This window comes from Janthinobacterium amylolyticum, assembly GCF_051380655.1.
Taxonomy (GTDB): Bacteria; Pseudomonadota; Gammaproteobacteria; order Burkholderiales; family Burkholderiaceae_D; genus Janthinobacterium.
On record NZ_JBNYXL010000014.1, the window covers coordinates 21,133 to 38,538 of the forward strand.

Annotated in this window: 16 protein-coding genes and 1 other RNA gene; 2 read left to right on the forward strand and 15 right to left on the reverse strand. The window is 63.2% G+C overall.

Features of this window, described 5'->3' with window-relative positions; all coding sequences use genetic code 11:
* Nucleotides 1-189 precede the first annotated feature (189 nt).
* From ACQ4WR_RS25305 to ubiD, 6 genes are all read right to left on the reverse strand, one after another.
* Entirely contained in the window at nucleotides 190-1,410 is a 1,221-nt protein-coding gene (locus tag ACQ4WR_RS25305) for a CaiB/BaiF CoA transferase family protein (protein ID WP_102298222.1), read from the reverse strand.
* 10 nt (nucleotides 1,411-1,420) lie between these two features.
* Entirely contained in the window at nucleotides 1,421-2,011 is a 591-nt protein-coding gene (gene recR / locus ACQ4WR_RS25310; RefSeq protein ID WP_092800624.1) for a recombination mediator RecR, read from the reverse strand.
* A 47-nt stretch (nucleotides 2,012-2,058) separates the two neighbouring features.
* Entirely contained in the window at nucleotides 2,059-2,385 is a 327-nt protein-coding gene (locus ACQ4WR_RS25315; protein ID WP_034759121.1) for a YbaB/EbfC family nucleoid-associated protein, read from the reverse strand.
* A gap of 40 nt (nucleotides 2,386-2,425) precedes the next feature.
* Complete coding sequence (gene dnaX / locus ACQ4WR_RS25320) at nucleotides 2,426-4,783, reverse strand: DNA polymerase III subunit gamma/tau (protein WP_436490670.1); 2,358 nt, start codon at nucleotides 4,781-4,783, stop codon at nucleotides 2,426-2,428.
* 238 nt (nucleotides 4,784-5,021) lie between these two features.
* Nucleotides 5,022-5,120: signal recognition particle sRNA small type (ffs, locus tag ACQ4WR_RS25325), an RNA gene on the reverse strand.
* A gap of 292 nt (nucleotides 5,121-5,412) precedes the next feature.
* Nucleotides 5,413-6,897 (reverse strand): 4-hydroxy-3-polyprenylbenzoate decarboxylase, encoded by a 1,485-nt coding sequence (gene ubiD, locus ACQ4WR_RS25330; protein WP_436490672.1) that lies wholly within the window; start codon nucleotides 6,895-6,897, stop codon nucleotides 5,413-5,415.
* Nucleotides 6,898-7,373: 476 nt separating this feature from the next.
* Here ubiD and ACQ4WR_RS25335 point away from each other — a divergent pair, with 476 nt between their 5' ends.
* Nucleotides 7,374-8,300 carry a lytic transglycosylase domain-containing protein gene (locus ACQ4WR_RS25335; protein ID WP_180979611.1) on the forward strand — a complete coding sequence of 309 codons (927 nt, stop codon included), beginning with the start codon at nucleotides 7,374-7,376 and terminating at the stop codon, nucleotides 8,298-8,300.
* A gap of 120 nt (nucleotides 8,301-8,420) precedes the next feature.
* On the opposite strand, the gene nusB is transcribed toward ACQ4WR_RS25335, so the two are convergent.
* The 3 genes from nusB to ribBA form a co-directional block, all read right to left on the reverse strand.
* Nucleotides 8,421-8,891, reverse strand: coding sequence for a transcription antitermination factor NusB (gene nusB / locus ACQ4WR_RS25340; RefSeq protein ID WP_070219581.1), 471 nt, complete (start codon nucleotides 8,889-8,891; stop codon nucleotides 8,421-8,423).
* Between the two features lie 91 nt (nucleotides 8,892-8,982).
* Complete coding sequence (ribH, locus tag ACQ4WR_RS25345) at nucleotides 8,983-9,465, reverse strand: 6,7-dimethyl-8-ribityllumazine synthase (RefSeq protein WP_034786791.1); 483 nt, start codon at nucleotides 9,463-9,465, stop codon at nucleotides 8,983-8,985.
* Between the two features lie 173 nt (nucleotides 9,466-9,638).
* On the reverse strand, nucleotides 9,639-10,760 hold the full coding sequence (gene ribBA, locus ACQ4WR_RS25350) for a bifunctional 3,4-dihydroxy-2-butanone-4-phosphate synthase/GTP cyclohydrolase II (protein ID WP_436490674.1): 1,122 nt from the start codon (nucleotides 10,758-10,760) through the stop codon (nucleotides 9,639-9,641).
* Nucleotides 10,761-11,278: 518 nt separating this feature from the next.
* On the opposite strand from ribBA, the gene ACQ4WR_RS25355 reads away from it, so the two are divergent.
* Nucleotides 11,279-11,704, forward strand: coding sequence for an OsmC family protein (locus ACQ4WR_RS25355; protein WP_436490676.1), 426 nt, complete (start codon nucleotides 11,279-11,281; stop codon nucleotides 11,702-11,704).
* 98 nt (nucleotides 11,705-11,802) lie between these two features.
* Here the strand turns inward: ACQ4WR_RS25355 and ACQ4WR_RS25360 are convergent, their stop codons facing one another.
* From ACQ4WR_RS25360 to ACQ4WR_RS25385, 6 genes are all read right to left on the reverse strand, one after another.
* Nucleotides 11,803-13,539, reverse strand: a complete 1,737-nt coding sequence (locus tag ACQ4WR_RS25360) for a coiled-coil domain-containing protein (RefSeq protein WP_436490678.1) — start codon at nucleotides 13,537-13,539, stop codon at nucleotides 11,803-11,805.
* Between the two features lie 139 nt (nucleotides 13,540-13,678).
* Complete coding sequence (locus ACQ4WR_RS25365) at nucleotides 13,679-14,311, reverse strand: riboflavin synthase (RefSeq protein WP_102296489.1); 633 nt, start codon at nucleotides 14,309-14,311, stop codon at nucleotides 13,679-13,681.
* A 29-nt stretch (nucleotides 14,312-14,340) separates the two neighbouring features.
* On the reverse strand, nucleotides 14,341-15,414 hold the full coding sequence (gene ribD / locus ACQ4WR_RS25370) for a bifunctional diaminohydroxyphosphoribosylaminopyrimidine deaminase/5-amino-6-(5-phosphoribosylamino)uracil reductase RibD (RefSeq protein WP_180979489.1): 1,074 nt from the start codon (nucleotides 15,412-15,414) through the stop codon (nucleotides 14,341-14,343).
* A 185-nt stretch (nucleotides 15,415-15,599) separates the two neighbouring features.
* Nucleotides 15,600-16,052, reverse strand: coding sequence for a hypothetical protein (locus tag ACQ4WR_RS25375; protein ID WP_436490680.1), 453 nt, complete (start codon nucleotides 16,050-16,052; stop codon nucleotides 15,600-15,602).
* 148 nt (nucleotides 16,053-16,200) lie between these two features.
* Entirely contained in the window at nucleotides 16,201-16,836 is a 636-nt protein-coding gene (locus ACQ4WR_RS25380) for a GspH/FimT family pseudopilin (RefSeq protein WP_436490682.1), read from the reverse strand.
* Between the two features lie 2 nt (nucleotides 16,837-16,838).
* The gene (locus ACQ4WR_RS25385; RefSeq protein ID WP_436490684.1) at nucleotides 16,839-17,405 is read right to left on the reverse strand and encodes a type IV pilin protein; all 567 of its coding nucleotides are present in this window, start codon (nucleotides 17,403-17,405) and stop codon (nucleotides 16,839-16,841) included.
* Nucleotide 17,406 lies beyond the last annotated feature (1 nt).

Consider the following 17,406-nt stretch of genomic DNA (forward strand, 5'->3'; position numbering starts at 1 on the left):
CTAATCCGACCTACATCCCATCAGCCTACTTCCACGCGATGGCGGCCGTATAAAATCCCGGTCGCGTAGGTCGGCTTAGCGCAAAGCGCGTAAGCCGACGACATTGTTGGCCTGGCTGGTGGTGCTGTCGGATTACGCGGCGTACCGCCGCTAATCCGACCTACCCAAGCTACATCTACCGACACCAGCCTATACCACCCCATCAGCCTTCAGCCGCGCGATGGCGGCCGCATCATAGCCCAGCGACGCCAGCACTTCGTCGTTGTGCTGGCCCAGGGCTGGCCCAAGCCACTGCGTCTTGCCTGGCGTGGCCGACAGTTTCGGGCTGATGGCGGGCAGTTTCACGGGCGTGCCGTCGGGGAAGTGGTGTTGTTCAAACATATTGCGGGCGAGAAATTGCGGGTCGCTCAGCATGTCGCGCACCGAATAAATTTTACCGGCAGGCACGTCGGCCGCCTTCAGCACGGCCAATGCGCTGTCGATGGTGTGCGTGGCGCACCAGGCGCCGATGGCGTCGTCGATTTCCTGCGTGCGCGCCACCCTGCCATCGTTGCGCGCCAGCTGCGGGTCGCCCGCCATGTCGATGCGGCCCATGGCCAGCATCAATCGCTTGAAGATGGCGTCGCCGTTGCCGGCAATCACGATGTTTTCGCCATCGCCCGTGGTGTAGGTGTTCGACGGCACGATGCCGGGCAGCGAGCCGCCCGTGCGCTCGCGCACCACGCCCGCCTGGTCGTACTCGGGCACCAGCGACTCCATCAGGTTGAAGACGGATTCGTACAGCGCCACGTCGACCATCTGGCCTTCGCCGGCCACCGCACCGCCCGTCACGTCGCGGTGGCGCAGCGCCATCATGGCGCCGATCACGCCGTGCAGGGCCGCCACAGAGTCGCCGATCGACACGCCCACGCGCACAGGCGGACGATCCGCAAAGCCGGACACATAGCGCAAGCCGCCCATCGATTCGCCGATGGCGCCGAAACCGGGCAGGTCCTTCATCGGCCCCGTCTGGCCAAAGCCGGACAGGCGCACCATGATCAGGGATGGCTTGTCTTTCTTGAGCTGTTCGTAGCCGAGGTCCCACTTTTCCAGCACGCCGGGGCGGTAGTTCTCGATGATGATGTCCGCTTCCAGCGCCAGCTGACGCGCGATGGCCCGGCCCTCGGGCGACTTCAGGTTCAGGGTCAGGCTTTTCTTGTTGCGCGCCTGCACCGACCACCACAGCGAGGTGCCGTCTTTCAGCACGCGCCAGGTGCGGATGGGGTCGCCGCCATCGGGCGACTCGATCTTGATCACGTCGGCGCCGAATTCGGCCAGCATGCGGGCGCAGAACGGCCCCGCGATCAGGGTGCCCAATTCCAGCACTTTAATGCCTTGCAGTGGACCAGTGGTCGCGGAAGATTCTGTCATAGAGGTCAGTTCAGGTTGCCCTGCGGTCGAGCATCGCGCGGGCGATGGTGCCCGCGTCGACGTATTCCAGTTCGCCACCCACGGGCACGCCGCGGGCCAGGCGGCTCACGCGCAAGCCACGCGCCTTCAGCATTTCGCTGATGTAGTGGGCCGTCGCTTCGCCTTCATTGGTAAAGTTGGTGGCCAGCACCACTTCGCCGACCACGCCATCGTTGGCGCGGTTCAGCAATTTTTCGAGGTGGATATCTTTCGGGCCGATGCCGTCCAGCGGCGAGAGCCGCCCCATGAGGACGAAATACAGGCCCTTGTAGGTAAGCGTCTGCTCGATCATCAGCTGGTCGGCGGGCGTTTCCACCACGCACAGCAAGCGCTTGTCGCGCTCGTCGTCGAGACAGGTCTCGCACACTTCATGTTCGGTAAAGGTATTGCACAGGCCGCAGTGATGCACGGCATCGACGGCCTGGAACAGGGCGCGCGACAGCATGGCCGCGCCTTCCCTATCGTGCTGCAACAAATGAAATGCCATCCGCTGCGCCGACTTGGGGCCGACGCCGGGCAGGCGCCGCAGCGCCTCGGTCAAAAATTCAAGCGACTTGGACATGGATCAACCTTGTCCCGTGCCATCGATCGAGCGCATGCGGCAGTGCATCAGAATGGCATTTTGAAGCCGGCTGGCAAGTTCATGCCGCCAGTCAAACCTGCCATTTTTTCGGCGGAGGTCGCTTCAGCCTTGCGCACGGCGTCGTTGAAGGCGGCGGCCACCAGGTCTTCCAGCATGTCCTTGTCGTCGGCCAGCAGCGACGGGTCGATCGACACGCGCTTGACGTCGTTCTTGCACGTCATGACGATTTTCACGAGGCCGGCACCGGACTGGCCTTCCACTTCCACCAGCGCCAGTTGCTCCTGGGCCTTTTTCATGTTGTCTTGCATTGCTTGCGCCTGCTTCATCAGGCCAGCCAGTTGATTTTTCATCATAAGAATGCTCCGTTAATTCAGTTTGTGAGTGTGTTAATCATCAATGCAGGGTCGGCGCGGCGGAGCCGGCCGGTGCAGGGGTAATCGTGCCCGGCACAACAAAAGCGTCGAATGCGCGCTTCATGTCGAGCACAAAGGGGTCGCTGGCGATGGTTTCTTCCGCGGCAAGCTGGCACGCTTCGCGGTGGGCCTGCGCTTCCGCGCTGGCCGTGTACCAGACGGCGCCCAGTTCCGTGTCGACATTGACCTTGCGGCCGAAACGCTCGCTCAGCACGGCCGCCAGTTTTTCCACGTTGGCCGGACTGCGCCAGGTGTCGATGGGCACGCGCAGGCGGAACGTGGTGCTGTGGCCATCGTGCAGGCATTCGATCAGCTCGGCCTGCACGGCCAGTTGCTGGGCTATGCCACGCAGGGGCAGCACGGCGGCGACGGCGGGCCAGTTGCCGTCCCAGTCCAGGCCCGGCACGGGCGTGATCACATACGGTCCGCTGGGCGCGGCTTGCTTGGCGGCACGCTGCGGCATGACGACGGCCGGCTGCTCGTTGCTTTGCGCGGCCGGCGCGCCGGCTGGTGCGGCGACGGCGGCCGAGGCGCTGTCATCGGAAAATTCGGTAACCCAGGGCGGCAAGTCGTCGTCTGGCTGTGCCGGTGGTGGCGGCGCGGCAGCACGTGTCTGCTCGACAGGCTCGGGCGCTGGGGTGTTCGTCACGGCGGAAGGCGGCGCATCATCCCACGGCGCCGGCGCTTTCGCGGCGGCGGGTGGCGGCGGTGGCGCTGTCTGGACGGGCGCTGCGGCTACCGCCGGCGCCACGGCTGCGGCGGCAACAGGCTCGGCTGCAGGCGCAGGGGCGGCAGTCGGCTTCGGTGCGGAGGACGGCGCCGATGGCGCGCTGCCCGGACGGCCTTTCGAGGCGGCACGGGCCGCTTCCAGCGCCGCATTGATGGCGGCGCGGGCGGAACTGATGGGTGCGCCCGATGCCGCAGGAGCAGCCGCAGCCGGAGCGGCGGCGGGCGGCGGCGCGGCCGGTGCCGGTGCGGAAACCGGTGCCGCTGCTGGTGCAGGCGCAGCCACGCGCGGCGGCGGCGCTTCGCTGCGCGCCATGCTGGCGGCAGCGGCGGCCACCACGGCGGGCCGCGTCACGGCGGGCGGCGTCACGGCTGCATGGCTGGCCACGCTGTTGGTCGCGGCGCGGGCTGCCGGTGCGGATGCCCCTGCCGCGGCGCGCGCGGCGGCCACGGCGGCGGGACGATTGCCCGGGACGGAGGCTGGTGCCGCCGGCACGCCATCGGCGCCGCCTATGCCGGGCCGAAAGGCCAGCATGCGCAGCAAGGTCATGGTGAAGCCCGCGTATTCATCGGGCGCCAGGCCCAGTTCATTGCGGCCGTGCACGGCGATCTGGTAAAACAGCTGCACTTCTTCCGCGTCAAACGCGCCAGCCAGACGCACGATGTCCGCGTATTCCGGCAAGTCCTGCGGCAAGGCGGCGGGCACGGTTTGCGCCAGCGCAATGCGGTGCAGCAAGGTACCCAGGTCTTGCAGGGCGCCGTTATACGACAGGCTGCGCGACGCCATCTCGTCGGCCACGGCCAGCAAGTCGGCGCCATCCTGCTGCGCCAGCGCGTCGAGCAGGCGCACCAGGTACGACTGGTCGAGCGCACCGAGCATGCCTTGCACGGCATCTAAAGTGACTTCGCCGGCCGCATAGGCGATGGCCTGGTCCGTCAGCGACAAGGCATCGCGCATGGAACCGTGGGCACCCTGGGCCAGCAGGCGCAAGGCCGGCTGCTCGAAGGCGATGCCCTCCTGTCCCAGGATATTGTCCAGGTGGCTGATGATGTGGCCGGGCGGCATCTGCTTGAGGTTGAACTGCAGGCAGCGCGACAGCACGGTCACGGGAATCTTTTGCGGGTCCGTGGTGGCCAGGATGAACTTCACGTGTTCAGGCGGCTCTTCCAGGGTCTTCAGCATGGAGTTGAAGGCGTGGTTGGTCAGCATGTGCACCTCATCGATCATATAGACCTTGAAGCGCGCATTGCTTGGCGCATACACGGCTTGCTCGAGCAGCTGCGCCATTTCATCGACGCCGCGGTTCGACGCCGCATCCATCTCTATATAGTCGACAAAGCGCCCCGCATCGATCGCCGTGCATGCTTCGCACTGGCCGCAAGGCTGGGCCGTGATGCCGCCCGTGCCATCGGGACCGATGCAATTGAGCGATTTGGCCAGGATGCGCGAGAGGGTCGTCTTGCCGACGCCGCGCGTGCCCGTGAACAGGTAGGCATGATGCAATCGGCCACTGTGCAGCGCATGCGTGAGCGCGCGCACGACGTGCTCCTGGCCGACGAGCGTCTCGAAGTTCTTGGGGCGGTATTTACGGGCGAGGACTTGATAGGACATGCTGAGATTTTACCATGCGATTTTGCGGGTGATCCTGCGCCGCGGGCGCAAGCCTCATGGCCGGGCCAGACTACGCTGGCAGACGCGGCAAAGCAGCAATTGTATAACATGGCCCGGCAGAAACAGGGAAAACTCGGCAAGCCCGGCAATGCTGCGGGTCGGCAGGAAAATGGGGCCGTAAAAACAAAAAAGCTGCCCATGGCAGCTTGATTGATGATCCTGATGAAACATTCCCGAAGGAGGCGAGCCTGATCTGCGGCACTCATGGTTAATAGCCGTGGCTGCTTCGTTCCCGACCTGACCAGGTTAGCCATGCCACGATGCGCAGGGGCCCGCCGGGAACAATTATAACCGACCTGCGCAAGATTGGGGAAGTCACGCGAAACCAGAGCACCCCAACGGTAAAATCCTCGGGGTTACATGCATGGCAGACGCAATGGGGTGCAGATCGGCGTAGATCCGCGTAGGTCGGCGTAGGTCGGCTTAGGCCGCAGGCCGTAAGCCGACACTGCTGAGCATGCAGCCCCGAGCAAGCAAGCGCCGCAATGTCTGCTGAGCATGCAGACCCGAGCAAGCAAGCGCCGCAATGTCGGCTTACGCGCAAGCGCCAAGCCGACCTACGTCATTACCTACAAGCCCAGCTCTTGCCAGATCCCATCCACCCTGGCCTTCACTTCCGGCGTCATGGCAATCGTCGTGCCCCATTCGCGCGTCGTTTCGCCTGGCCATTTATTGGTCGCGTCGATGCCCATCTTGCTGCCCAGGCCGCTGATCGGCGAGGCAAAGTCCAGGTAATCGATCGGCGTGTTGTCGACCAGGGTGGTGTCGCGGATGGGGTCGACTCTGGTCGTGATGGCCCAGATGACCTCTTTCCAGTCGCGGATGTTGACATCTTCATCGACCACCACGATGAACTTGGTATACATGAACTGGCGCAAGAAGCTCCACACGCCGAACATCACGCGCTTGGCGTGGCCCGCGTACTGCTTCTTGATCTGCACCACGGCCATGCGGTAGCTGCAGCCTTCGGGCGGCAGATAGAAATCGGTGATTTCGCTGAACTGCTTTTGCAGCAGCGGCACGAACACTTCATTCAGCGCCAGTCCCAGCACGGCCGGCTCGTCCGGCGGCTTGCCTGTATATGTGGAATGATAGATCGGGTCGCGGCGCATGGTAATGCGGTCGATGGTAAACACGGGGAAACTGTCCTGCTCATTATAGTAGCCCGTATGGTCGCCATATGGCCCTTCCAGCGCGTGTTCGTAGCCGCTCGGATGGTTTTCGTCCGGATAGATATGACCTTCGAGCACGATCTCGGCGGACGCAGGCACGCGCAGCTCGCTGCCGATGGCTTTGACCAGCTCCGTGCGGCTGCCGCGCAGCAAGCCGGCGAACTGGTATTCGGACAGGCTGTCCGGCACCGGCGTCACGGCGCCTAATATAGTAGCGGGGTCGGCGCCCAGCGCGACGGCGATCGGATACGGCTTGCCCTTGCTTTGAATCGCGTGCTCGCGGAAGTCCAGCGCGCCGCCACGGTGGGCCAGCCAGCGCATGATGACCTTATTGCGTCCCAGCACCTGCTGGCGGTAGATACCGAGGTTTTGCCGCTTCTTGTTCGGCCCCTTGGTGATCACCAGGCCCCACGTAATCAAAGGAGCGACATCGCCGGGCCAGCAATGCTGGATCGGCAGGCGCGCCAGGTCGACGTCATTGCCTTCCCAGACGATTTCCTGGCACTTGGCGCCGCGCAGTTCCTTTGGCGACATGTCCCACACGGATTTCACCAGCGAACCCAGGCCCAGCAAATCCTTGAAATCCTTCGGCGGCTCCGGCTCCTTCAGGCGCGCCAGCACGTGACCGATCTTGCGCAGCTCGCTGACATCCTCGGCGCCCATGCCCAGCGCGACCCGCCGCGTGGTGCCGAACAGATTGCCCAGTACCGGCATGCTGTGTCCCGTCGGATGATTGAACAGCAAGGCCGGTCCGCCCGCGCGCAAGGTGCGGTCGCACACTTCCGTCATCTCCAAATACGGTGAAACAGGCGTCGAAATGGGCTTAAGTTCACCCATTTGTTGCAGTTGAGAAATAAAATCTCGCAAATCTGAATATTTCATGTGTTTTTAATTTTTTTGACGTCGGACGCCGTTGCTGAAGGATCTATGCCAAGTAATTGATTTTATTGGCTTTTGGCACAATGCAAGTCAAAAAGTAAGACATAAAAGTAATAAAGAATCGATTTGTTAGTATTGACTTGATATAAAACGGCTTCTACAATTCGCCCAACTTGAAAGAGGACGCCGGCCCAAGGCTTGATTTTAGCGTCTCTCTCTCATTCACGGAGTCGGGGCTCCACATGACATTTTAAGGAGTGTTTTCAAAAGGCGTCTGCCTTACCCCCGGTAAAAGTTGTATTGCGACTGATCCAATACCAATGTGGACCGATCAGCTCAAGCAAGCAATGACGGCGTTTCTCGCACGCATCCATACGCGGCGGAAACGATGATATTTCTGATGCACGGCATTGGCAGCACCCACAACACCGCGAGACCGCGGAGGGACTGCCTGTTGACGCGACATTTCGGGGAACTCTATGACTCATCGTAGCACTGAAGCAGCCTTGCCTGCTTCAACCGTGGCTGGCCAGCCAGCGTTGGCGCGTTTGCGCGCCCGCGCACAGGCCATTTCGGCACGTGGCGTTTTGACCACGGCACAACACACACTGACCGTCTTCGGCATTTCCGCCCTGGCGCTGATCGCCCTGCTGATGTTCCGCCCTGACCTGGGCAAGCAACTGACGCACAGCCTGTTCCCGCTGCCGATGGCAGAAGCACAAGCTGTTGAAGCACCAGCCCTGTCGGCACTGATGGAAGCGCCGGCGTCCGTGCAAACGGCCGCCGTCAAGGACGTGCCGCTGACCAAGGAAGAAAAAGCCTTGCTGGGTACGCAAAAGCAGCAGCAATGGGTCACCGACTGGCTCTCCAAGCGCTACCGCGTGGCCAACGACGCGACCAATATGCTGGTCTCGACGGCTTACCTGACGGCGCGTGAAATCAAGCTGGACCCGCTGCTGATCCTGGCCGTGATGGCCATCGAGTCGGGCCTGAATCCGTTCGCGGAAAGCCCGGTCGGCGCACAAGGCCTGATGCAGGTCATGTCGAAGATCCACCACGAGCGCTTCCAGGAAATGGGCGGCGTGCAGGCAGCCCTGAATCCGGTGGCCAACATCCGTGTCGGCTCGCTGATTCTGAAAGACTACGTCACGCGTGGCGGTTCCGTTGAAGCCGGCCTGAAAACCTACGTGGGCGCCGCCAACTTCGCCACCGACTCGGGCTACGGCTCGCGCGTGCTGGCCGAATACCGCCGCCTGAAACAAGTGTCCGCCGGCCAGCGCGTGCCGACCACGACCCCGGTGATGGCATCGAACACGCCAGCGCCTGCCAAGGCACCGGCACCTGCAGCGGAAAGCGGCAGCATTACCATCAAGATTGCACCGCATAACGAGATCGCCGGCCTGTGACCCTTTAAAAGCCCTCACAGGGGCATTCAAAAAGCAGCACCCAATGAAAAAGCCACCGCACGCACGTGCCGGTGGCTTTTTTACTGCCTGCGGCCATGGCCGCAGGAACTACTCTGTATATTACTTGCGCTTGTTGGCGTTGACTTCTTCCTCGCGGAATTTCACTGCCAGCTTGTCCAGCACGCCGTTCACATACTTGTGGCCATCGATACCGCCAAACGACTTGGCCAGCTCGACCGCTTCGTTGATGACGACGCGGTACGGAATTTCCATGTTGTTCTTCAGCTCGAAAGCGCCGATCAGCAGGATGCCGTGTTCGATCGGCGACAGTTCGGCGATGTTACGGTCGATCAAGGGTGCCATGCTGTCGCGCAGCGCCAGCGAATCCTTGATGGCGCCGTACAGCAGCACCGTGAAATGATCGCCATCGGCCTTGTCGAAACCATGGGCCGCGCGAATATTGTTCACGACGGTGGTCGCGTCTTCATTGTTCAGCAGCCACTGGTACAAGCCCTGCAGCGCGAACTCGCGCGCGCGGTGACGCGGCGTGCGGTTTTTGCTGGGGTTGGCGAGCAAATTTTTCTCAGTCATGATTGTTACCTGTTCTTAAATACGTATTTACTGCAGATAGTGACGAATACCGCTGCGCGCTGCCAGGCAGCACACTGCGGCGCAAGCACGATTAATCCTCGTCTGTGTCTTGCAACTCTTCCAGCGCTTGCGCCAGATTGGCCATTTCCACTGCCACGCGTGCCGCTTCGGCGCCCTTGACCAGCATGCGCACTTCCGCTTGCTCGTCGTTTTCCGTCGTCAACACTGCGTTGGCGATGGGGATGCCGTAATCGAGACCGACGCGCGTGATGCCCGCGCCCGATTCGTTCGATACCAGCTCGAAGTGGTAGGTTTCACCGCGAATCACGGCACCCAGTGCGATCAGGGCGTCGAATTGCTCGGTTTCCGCCATTTTTTGCAGAATCAGTGGTATTTCCAGGGCGCCCGGCACGGTCACGTGCAGGATATCTTCATCGGCCACGCCCAGCTTGCTCAACTCTTCCAGGCATGCCGACAGCAAGCCACCGCCGACGATTTCATTGAATCGTGCCTGGACGATACCGACGCGCAAACCTTCGCCGGCAAAATTGGTTTCATAGGTTCCTACGCTCATCATAAGCCTCTTTAATCTGGTGGTTCAGAGCGGCATGCACATGCCGCCATCGTTTACTCTCACATCGACGCCTGACAAAATCGTCGCGAGCGGCAGCGAGTTGTGGTCGAGAAGCGCAACTGTACGAAGGTACAGTGAGCATCACAGACCGCACATCGCGACGCGCAGTAGATTTAGTTAGGCGTCTGGCCAGGATGGCACTGAAAACCCGTTACTTCCAGGTCGAAACCTGCCATCGACGGCATCTTGCGGGGGCTGGCCAGCAATTGCATCTTGCTCACGCCCAGGTCGCGCAGGATTTGCGCGCCGATGCCATAGCTGCGCAGGTCCATGCTGGCGGCGCGGCCTTTCGGCTTGGCTTGCGGCGTGTCCAGCGCGGCGAACTGGGCAAACAGCTCGCTCGACGTCTCGCCGCAGTTCAGCAAGACCATTACGCCCCGCTCTGCCTGCTTGATGGCGGCCATCGAGGCGGCCACCGTCCACGAGTGGGTGGTCGCTTCGCTTTCCAGCACGTCCAGCAGGGAAACGGGCTGGTGCACGCGCACCAGGGCTTCCAGGCCAGGGGCCAGGTCGCCGTGCACGAGAGCCAGGTGGGCCGATGCGCTCGGCTTGTCGCGGAAGGCGATCAAGCGAAATTCGCCGTGCGCCGTGTGCAGGGTGCGCTCGGCAACGCGCTCGACCAGCGATTCCGTCTGGCTGCGGTAATGGATCAGGTCGGCAATCGTGCCGATTTTCAAGCCATGCTGCTCGGCAAACACCAGCAAGTCCGGCAGGCGCGCCATGGTGCCGTCGTCCTTCATGATTTCGCAAATCACGGACGCGGGCGTCAGGCCGGCCATGGCCGTCAAGTCGCAACCGGCTTCCGTGTGGCCTGCGCGCATCAGCACGCCGCCTTTTTGCGCTTTCAGCGGGAAGATATGGCCAGGCTGGACGATATCGCTGGGCTGCGTGCCCTTGGCCACGGCCACCTGGATGGTCTTGGCGCGGTCGGCGGCGGAAATGCCCGTGGTCACGCCTTCGGCCGCTTCGATGGACACGGTGAAGTTGGTGCCATACGCGGTACCGTTGCGCGAGGTCATCATCGACAGGTTCAGCTCGTCGCAACGCTCTTCCGTCAGGGTCAGGCAAACCAGGCCACGCGCATGCGTGATCATGAAATTGATGGCTTCAGGCGTCACGAAATCGGCGGCAAGCACCAGGTCGCCTTCATTTTCCCGGTCTTCTTCATCGACCAGTATCACCATGCGGCCGGCGCGCAATTCAGCGACGATCTCTTCGGTGCTGGATATAGACATTATTCATCCTCGTATGACGCCTGGCCAAACCTGCTGCATGTCGGCACAGGCGGCCTGCGATGCGCACTGTCGTTTCTGACGGTTGCGCTTCTCAGCCACCTCTCCGTGCCGCTCGCGACGGTTTTGCCGGACGTTGTTAATGAAACTAAAAACTGACACTGAACCTGCAACATCAAGTGCGAATATTCCTCAGATTTGCGGGAATTTTCTTATAACCTGCTATTTTAAAGGATTTAGCGCTTGCAGACCTGAAATAAGACAGCACAGCAACGCCATGCCGCAACAAGGCGCGGCACACGCGTCTGGCGCTCCCCTGCCCCACGAAGCGCGGATTCTTTGATCCAACGCCAAGACGCCGGCAAAACGCGCGCCGCCCACCTTGCAAAGCGCATAAGATCGTCTGGTCAGCACCAGGCAACACTGCTTGCGCCGTGTGCGGATTTCTCCCTTTGCGCCGCGCGGCTCCGCCACGGCAGGCGTTTCCCCATGTTCGCATTACCCCACACAGGAGCGGCAGCATGAAAACCAACGGTTCGGCCATCTGGTCAGGCGGCATCAAGGATGGCAAGGGCGCCATCAGCACCCGCAGCGGCGCCTTGCAGGAATATCCCTACGGCTTTGCCAGCCGCTTCGAAGGCAAGCCGGGCACCAATCCCGAAGAATTGATCGGCGCCGCCCACGCGGGCTGCTTCACCATGGCCCTGTCGCTGATCCTGGGCGAAGCGGGCCTGACGGCGGAAAAGATGGAAACGATGGCCGAAGTGACCCTGGACAAGGTCGACGACGGCTTTGCCATCACGGCCGTCCATCTGATCCTGAAAGCGAAGATTCCCGGCGCCGACCAGGCCAGGTTCGAGGAATTGACGGGCAAGGCCAAGGCTGGCTGTCCCGTGTCGAAGTTACTAAAAGCCAACATTACCCTGGATGCCACCCTGCTGCCTTGAGTCACGCCGGCTTGCGTTCCCTGCCTTGCATCACGCTGGCTTGCGTCCCGCAGCCCCGGGTCCGCTGCCTGAATCCCGCGACAGGGGATCAGGCAGCGCTAAATCTTGTTTACGGGCTTGACAGGCTCCACGGGAGCGACAGGCGCCACCAACGGCAGCCGCGAGTCGGCGGCAGGCAGCGACCGGTTCATCAGGCCGGGATTCAGGGCGGCATTATTCAAATTGTAGGCAGCGATGGCAGCCGCCACGGACGGGTCCTGCGACGACGGCGGCGGCACGGCCATGCCCGCATTCTGTGCGGCCAACTCTTGCGCCTGCGCATTTTGCTGCGCCAACTGGGCTTGCGCCGTTGCCGCCAGGCCCTGATCGGCTTGCAGCTGCTCCGTGCGCGCCAGCGACTGCGCCCGTTCACTCGCCGCCCGCGCCACCATTTGCGCATCGTCCGCGGCCAACTGGGCCCGTATGGCCTCGTCCGCCGCCACTTGTGCCTGCTCCTCCAGCCGTGACTGCAGTTGCTGCGCCTGCCGCAAGCCGCCCTGACGCAGATCCTCCACGCGCGCCGCATCTTGCAATCCGGCCTGGCGATCACCTTCGATGCGCTGGGCGTCACTGCGCTGGGCATCGCTACGCACGCCATCGGCGCGCTGCGCCTGCAGCCGCTCCTGGCCGCTCTCGGCCTGCAGTGCTTGCTGCCGCTGCAGGCTGGCGTTGCTTTGCTGGGCTTGCTGGGTTTGCTGGGCTTGTTGAGCTTGTTGAGCTTGTTGAGCTTGCTCGGTTTGTTGAGCTTGCTCGGTTTGCTGAGTTTGCTGAGTTTGCTGAGCTTGTTGCGCTTGCTGAGCTTGTTGCGCTTGCTGAGCTTGCTGAGCTTGTTGCGCTTGCTGAGCTTGCTGGGTTTGCTGAGTTTGCCCCTCGCCGGCCTGCGCCAGCTGGGCGCGGGCAGCCGTGGCAGAAGGAAGGCCGGCGGGATCCTGCCCCGCCTGCCGCACCTCTTGCAAATCCTGGCTCAGCTCTTCCCCTTCCATTTGCCGCCGCACTTCCAGCTGCCGCTGCCCCAAGGCATCGAGCGGCGCCTGGTCCGGCGCCGCCCCGGTTTCCAGGCCTGGCTGGTTCACGGGCGCCTGCGCCGTGGCCTGCGTTGCCGCCTGTCCCGCGGCACGGGCGCTGGCGGCCACCGCCTCGCCATTCAGGTCGGCGTCCACGGCGGAAGCGACCGGGGCGCCCTGCCGCTGGGCCAGTACGGCGCCCACCTGCGCCAGCACGTCCGTTCCCTGCTGCAAGGCATCCAGGGTGGCGGTGCTGTTGGCCGCGTAGGCCGCCTGCAAGGTGGCAGCATCGACGTCTTCGTTGCGCAAGTCGATGCCGATGCGGCCCAGGCCCGCTTGCGTGAGCAGATTGCCGTCCTGCGCCAGCGCGGCGGCCGCATCGGTCGTGCCGTCGCCCGCCAGCAAGTCGTAGCGCTGCGCCAGGCTGCCCGGCGTATCGCCAGCCGTCGCCAGCTGGCTGGCATCGATGCCGCTCGTTTGCAGCTGGGCAAACGACTCCGTCAGCTGCCGCGCAAGCGCCAGCAAGTCGTCGTTGACATTTACTGGCGTATTGGCCGCGCTGGCTTGCTCCGTGGCGCCCTGCAAGGCCAGCAATTGCCGACGCGACAAGGCCACGCCGGACAGGAACTGGCCCAGGGGCGAGATATCGACCTGGGTCGATGCCAGGATGGGAATGGGAATTGCCGCGCCGGCAGCGGGCACGGACGCCGTGCGGGCGACGGGTGCCGTATCGCCCACACGTGGGGTTGCCGGTATGACATTAGGCAGAGTGGCGCGCGAGATCGGATCCATGACATTCCTTCACTGCGGAAAGCTTCATAGTATGCGCGCCTGCCGGAAAAGCAACACACGCGAGGATATTTGCCGCGCCACCAGGCCGTCACAGGCCTGGAATTGCCGCCCCTGCACGCTGCATGCAGGAGCACATCGCTTAGGCTTTTTTATCCAGCGACAACATGCGCTCGACATAGCGGGCGATCAGGTCGATCTCCAGGTTCACCTTGCCATCGACTGTCAGGTGCTTCAGGGTCGTCATGGCGATGGTGTGTGGGATCAGGTTGATCGAGAAACGGCAGCCATTCACGGCACCGGCCCCCAGGTCTTCCACGCGATTGACGGTGAGGGAGACGCCATTGACGACGACGGAACCCTTGAAGGCCAGGTACTTCGCCAGCTCGTGCGGCGCCTCGATGACCAGCTCCCACGATTCGCCGACGGCTTCGAACTTGCGCACGATGCCCAGGCCGTCAACATGGCCCGACACCAGGTGGCCGCCCAGGCGCTCGGCCAGGGTCAGGGCTTTTTCCAGGTTCACTTCCGTGGTCGTGTCCAGGCCCACGGTGCAATTGAGGCTTTCACGCGAAACGTCGACGGCAAAGCCCGTCTCCGACTTTTCCACCACCGTCATGCAGGCGCCATTGATGGCGATCGAATCGCCCAGGGCCACGTCGGCCAGCGGCAAGCCGCCCGCGTGGATAGTCAGGCGCACGCCTGCGTCGAGGCCGCCTTCGAGTGCTTGCACGGTTTCAATCTTGCCAATGGCGGCAACAATTCCTGTAAACATGGAGCTAACCCTATCAAATTGTAAAAGTATTAATTTCGCTGGGCGAATCTTGCAAGGATACGCACATCTTCGCCCACTTGCTGAACCTGGTGAAATTGCAAAGTGCGCTGCTGCTTGATATCCGTCAATGCGGGCAAGTCAAACATGCCTTGCGCGTCGCCCAGCAAAGTGGGCGCCAGATATACCAGCAGCTCGTCGACGCAGCCTTCGCGGATCAGCGAACCGTTCAGCTTGGCACCCGCCTCGACGTGGACTTCATTGATTTGCCGGCGGCCCAGTTCCAGCATCAGGGCGGCCAGGTCGACCTTGCCGGCCGCGTTCGGCAACACGATGACTTCCGCGCCCAGCGCCAGCAGCTGCGCTTCCTTTTCCGGGTTGGCGACGGCCGCCACGATCCACGTGCCGCCGCCTTGCAAGATACGCGCGTCAAGGCTGATGTCGAGCCGGCTGTCGATGACGATGCGGCGCGGCTGGCGCGGCGTCTCGACGGCGCGCACATTTAATTGCGGATCATCGGCCTTGACCGTGCCGATACCCGTCAGGATGGCACAGGCGCGCGCGCGCCAGGCGTGGCCATCGGCACGCGCTTGCGGCCCCGTGATCCACTGGCTCTGGCCATTGTGCAAGGCCGTCATGCCGTCGAGGCTGGCCGCCGTTTTCATGCGCACCCAGGGCTTGCCGCGCTGCATGCGCGAAAAAAAGCCGATATTCATTTCATGGGCTTCGTCCGCCAGCACGCCCGTGGTGACGGCAATGCCGGCCGCTTCCAGCTTGGCCAGCCCCTGCCCCGCCACCAGCGGATTCGGGTCCGTCATGGCGGCCACGACACGGCCCAAGCCGGCGCGCACCAGCGCGTCCGAGCACGGCGGCGTACGGCCATGGTGGTTGCATGGTTCCAGGGTCACGTAGGCCGTGGCGCCGCGCACATCGTTGCCGCGCGCCGCCGCATTGGCCAGCGCTTGCACCTCGGCATGATCCTGCCCCGCCGCCTGCGTCACGCCGGCGCCGATGACCTGGCCATCCCTGACGATAACGCAGCCGATGCGGGGATTGGGCGAGGTCGTGTATAAACCGCGCGCCGCCCATTCCAGCGCCAGGCGCATGCCATCTATATCGTTGAGTATGTCCACAGGCTTCTTTGCTCTTGGTTATTACGCATCCATTGACGAAATGCCGCTTCCGCATCGACGGAGCGGCTGCGCCACGCTGGCCACCCAGCCCTGCCCTGCCCTGCCCTGCACGGGCGTCGCACACAGCATGGGCACATGCATAGGCACATGCATGGGCACTACAGGAGGGGCACGGCATGCCGCGCGCCTGCCATTATAGGCAATATCGGGCAAATCGCGGGAGCGACGATCGCCGCCCAGCCGCCTTGACGCTTGGCGCTTGCCTTGCCTTGCCTTGCCTTGCCTTGCCTTGCCTTGCCGCTTGACGGTTGACGGTTGACGGTTGACGGTTGACGCTTGCCTTGCCTTGCCTTGCCTTGCCTTGCCTTGCCTTGCCTTGGCATGGCATGGTTTGGTTTGGTTTGGTTTGGTTTGGCTTGGCTTGGCTTGGCTTGGCTTGGCTTGGCTTGGCTTGGCTTGGCTTGGCTTGGCTTGGCTTGGCTTGGCTTGGCTTGGCTTGGCTTGGCTTGGCAGGCATCGTCTTGCCAGCGCCGGCAAAGTTGGAAGGGAACCATGGCAGACGGACTGTAGCGCCAGGTTTCAGGAACAGGGCGCGGAAGATTCCTGCCCATTTATATCCAGCAGTAGAGCTTTTCCCACATTCACACCTGCTCACAGGCTGGCGGCTGGCGGCTGGCGCCACATTTCCCTGGCCCGTGACCGATGGCTAGCCGTTGCGGGCATGGCCGGCCCTGGCAGCACAAGCCGCCCGGACCGTCTTCAGCTGTCGGCCACGCCGCTGCAATTGAGCGGCTGCTGCTGTGGATCGCAGACGCGCACCCTGCCCAGCATATTGATCTTGACATGGCGCACCTGGCTGCCCAGCCGCAGGGACAGCGTGCCCCAGCGCGCCGCCAGGCTATTGGTGGCACTGCAACCGCGTCCCGCGCCATTGTAGGCAATATAAAACGGCGTCGCGCCGGAAGAAAAGGCAAACTGGACGTTGATGCCCGCCGCCAGCGGCCCCTGGCGAAACAACAGTTCATCGCCGCCATCGAGAGCCAGGTTGGCATTGCGGTCGATGAATACCAGCCAGCCCGTGCGCCAGTCCACGCCACCGGCACCGGCCGGCATCAGCAGCACGCGCTGGCCGCGCGCCATCGCCAGCGCCCGCGTCAATTCAATCGCGGAATACAAGTCCATGGCCGCCACGCGCACTTGCTGGCGCGCCAGCAAATGCTGCAAACTGGGCAGGGTGGCGGCCGCCAGCATGGCGGCGATCGACAGCACGGCCAGCAATTCCAGCAAGGTATGCCCCGCGCGCCATGGCCGCAGGCCCTTCGGTGGCCCGCAGCAAGCGACGCGCAGGCGCCAGCCGCTGGCAAGTTTGGCATCGCGACAGCGCAGGGCGGCCATGGCTAGGGCCAGCAACGGCTGGCCGGGCCGCTGCTGCCCCGCTGGCCCGTGCTGCTCAAGGACAAGACGCCGCACTCGGCATCGTGAAAGTGCGCATCCACCTTTGGCGTCCCCGGCATGGCCCGCAACAGCACGCAGAGCCCGATGCTCATGCCGGGACAGGCGACGGCTTCGATTTCATAGGCACTGACGGAGGCGCCCGACTCGGGGCCATCACCTGACCACCAGGGAAATTGCTGGACCTGCGGCGCTGGCGATGCCGAGGAAAAGGCCAGGTAGCGATTATTTTGCGTGTAGTAACGCTCCTGCTGCTGCATCAGCCGCAACAGCGCCGCCTGCCCTTGCACCCGCTTAGCGCGCACGATATGGCCGTGATAGGCGGGCACGGCCAGCGCCAGCAGCACGCTGATGATCGCCAGCACGGCCAGCAGTTCGATCAGGCTGAACCCCGGTGCGACGGCGTGTGGCCGCCACGCCAGCCATCGCCCGGCCGGCAGGACTTGCGCCGGCCGCCTGACTCCCGCGCCGCCATCCCGCCACGCCAGTTCATCTCGCCGCAGCGCCGTCACG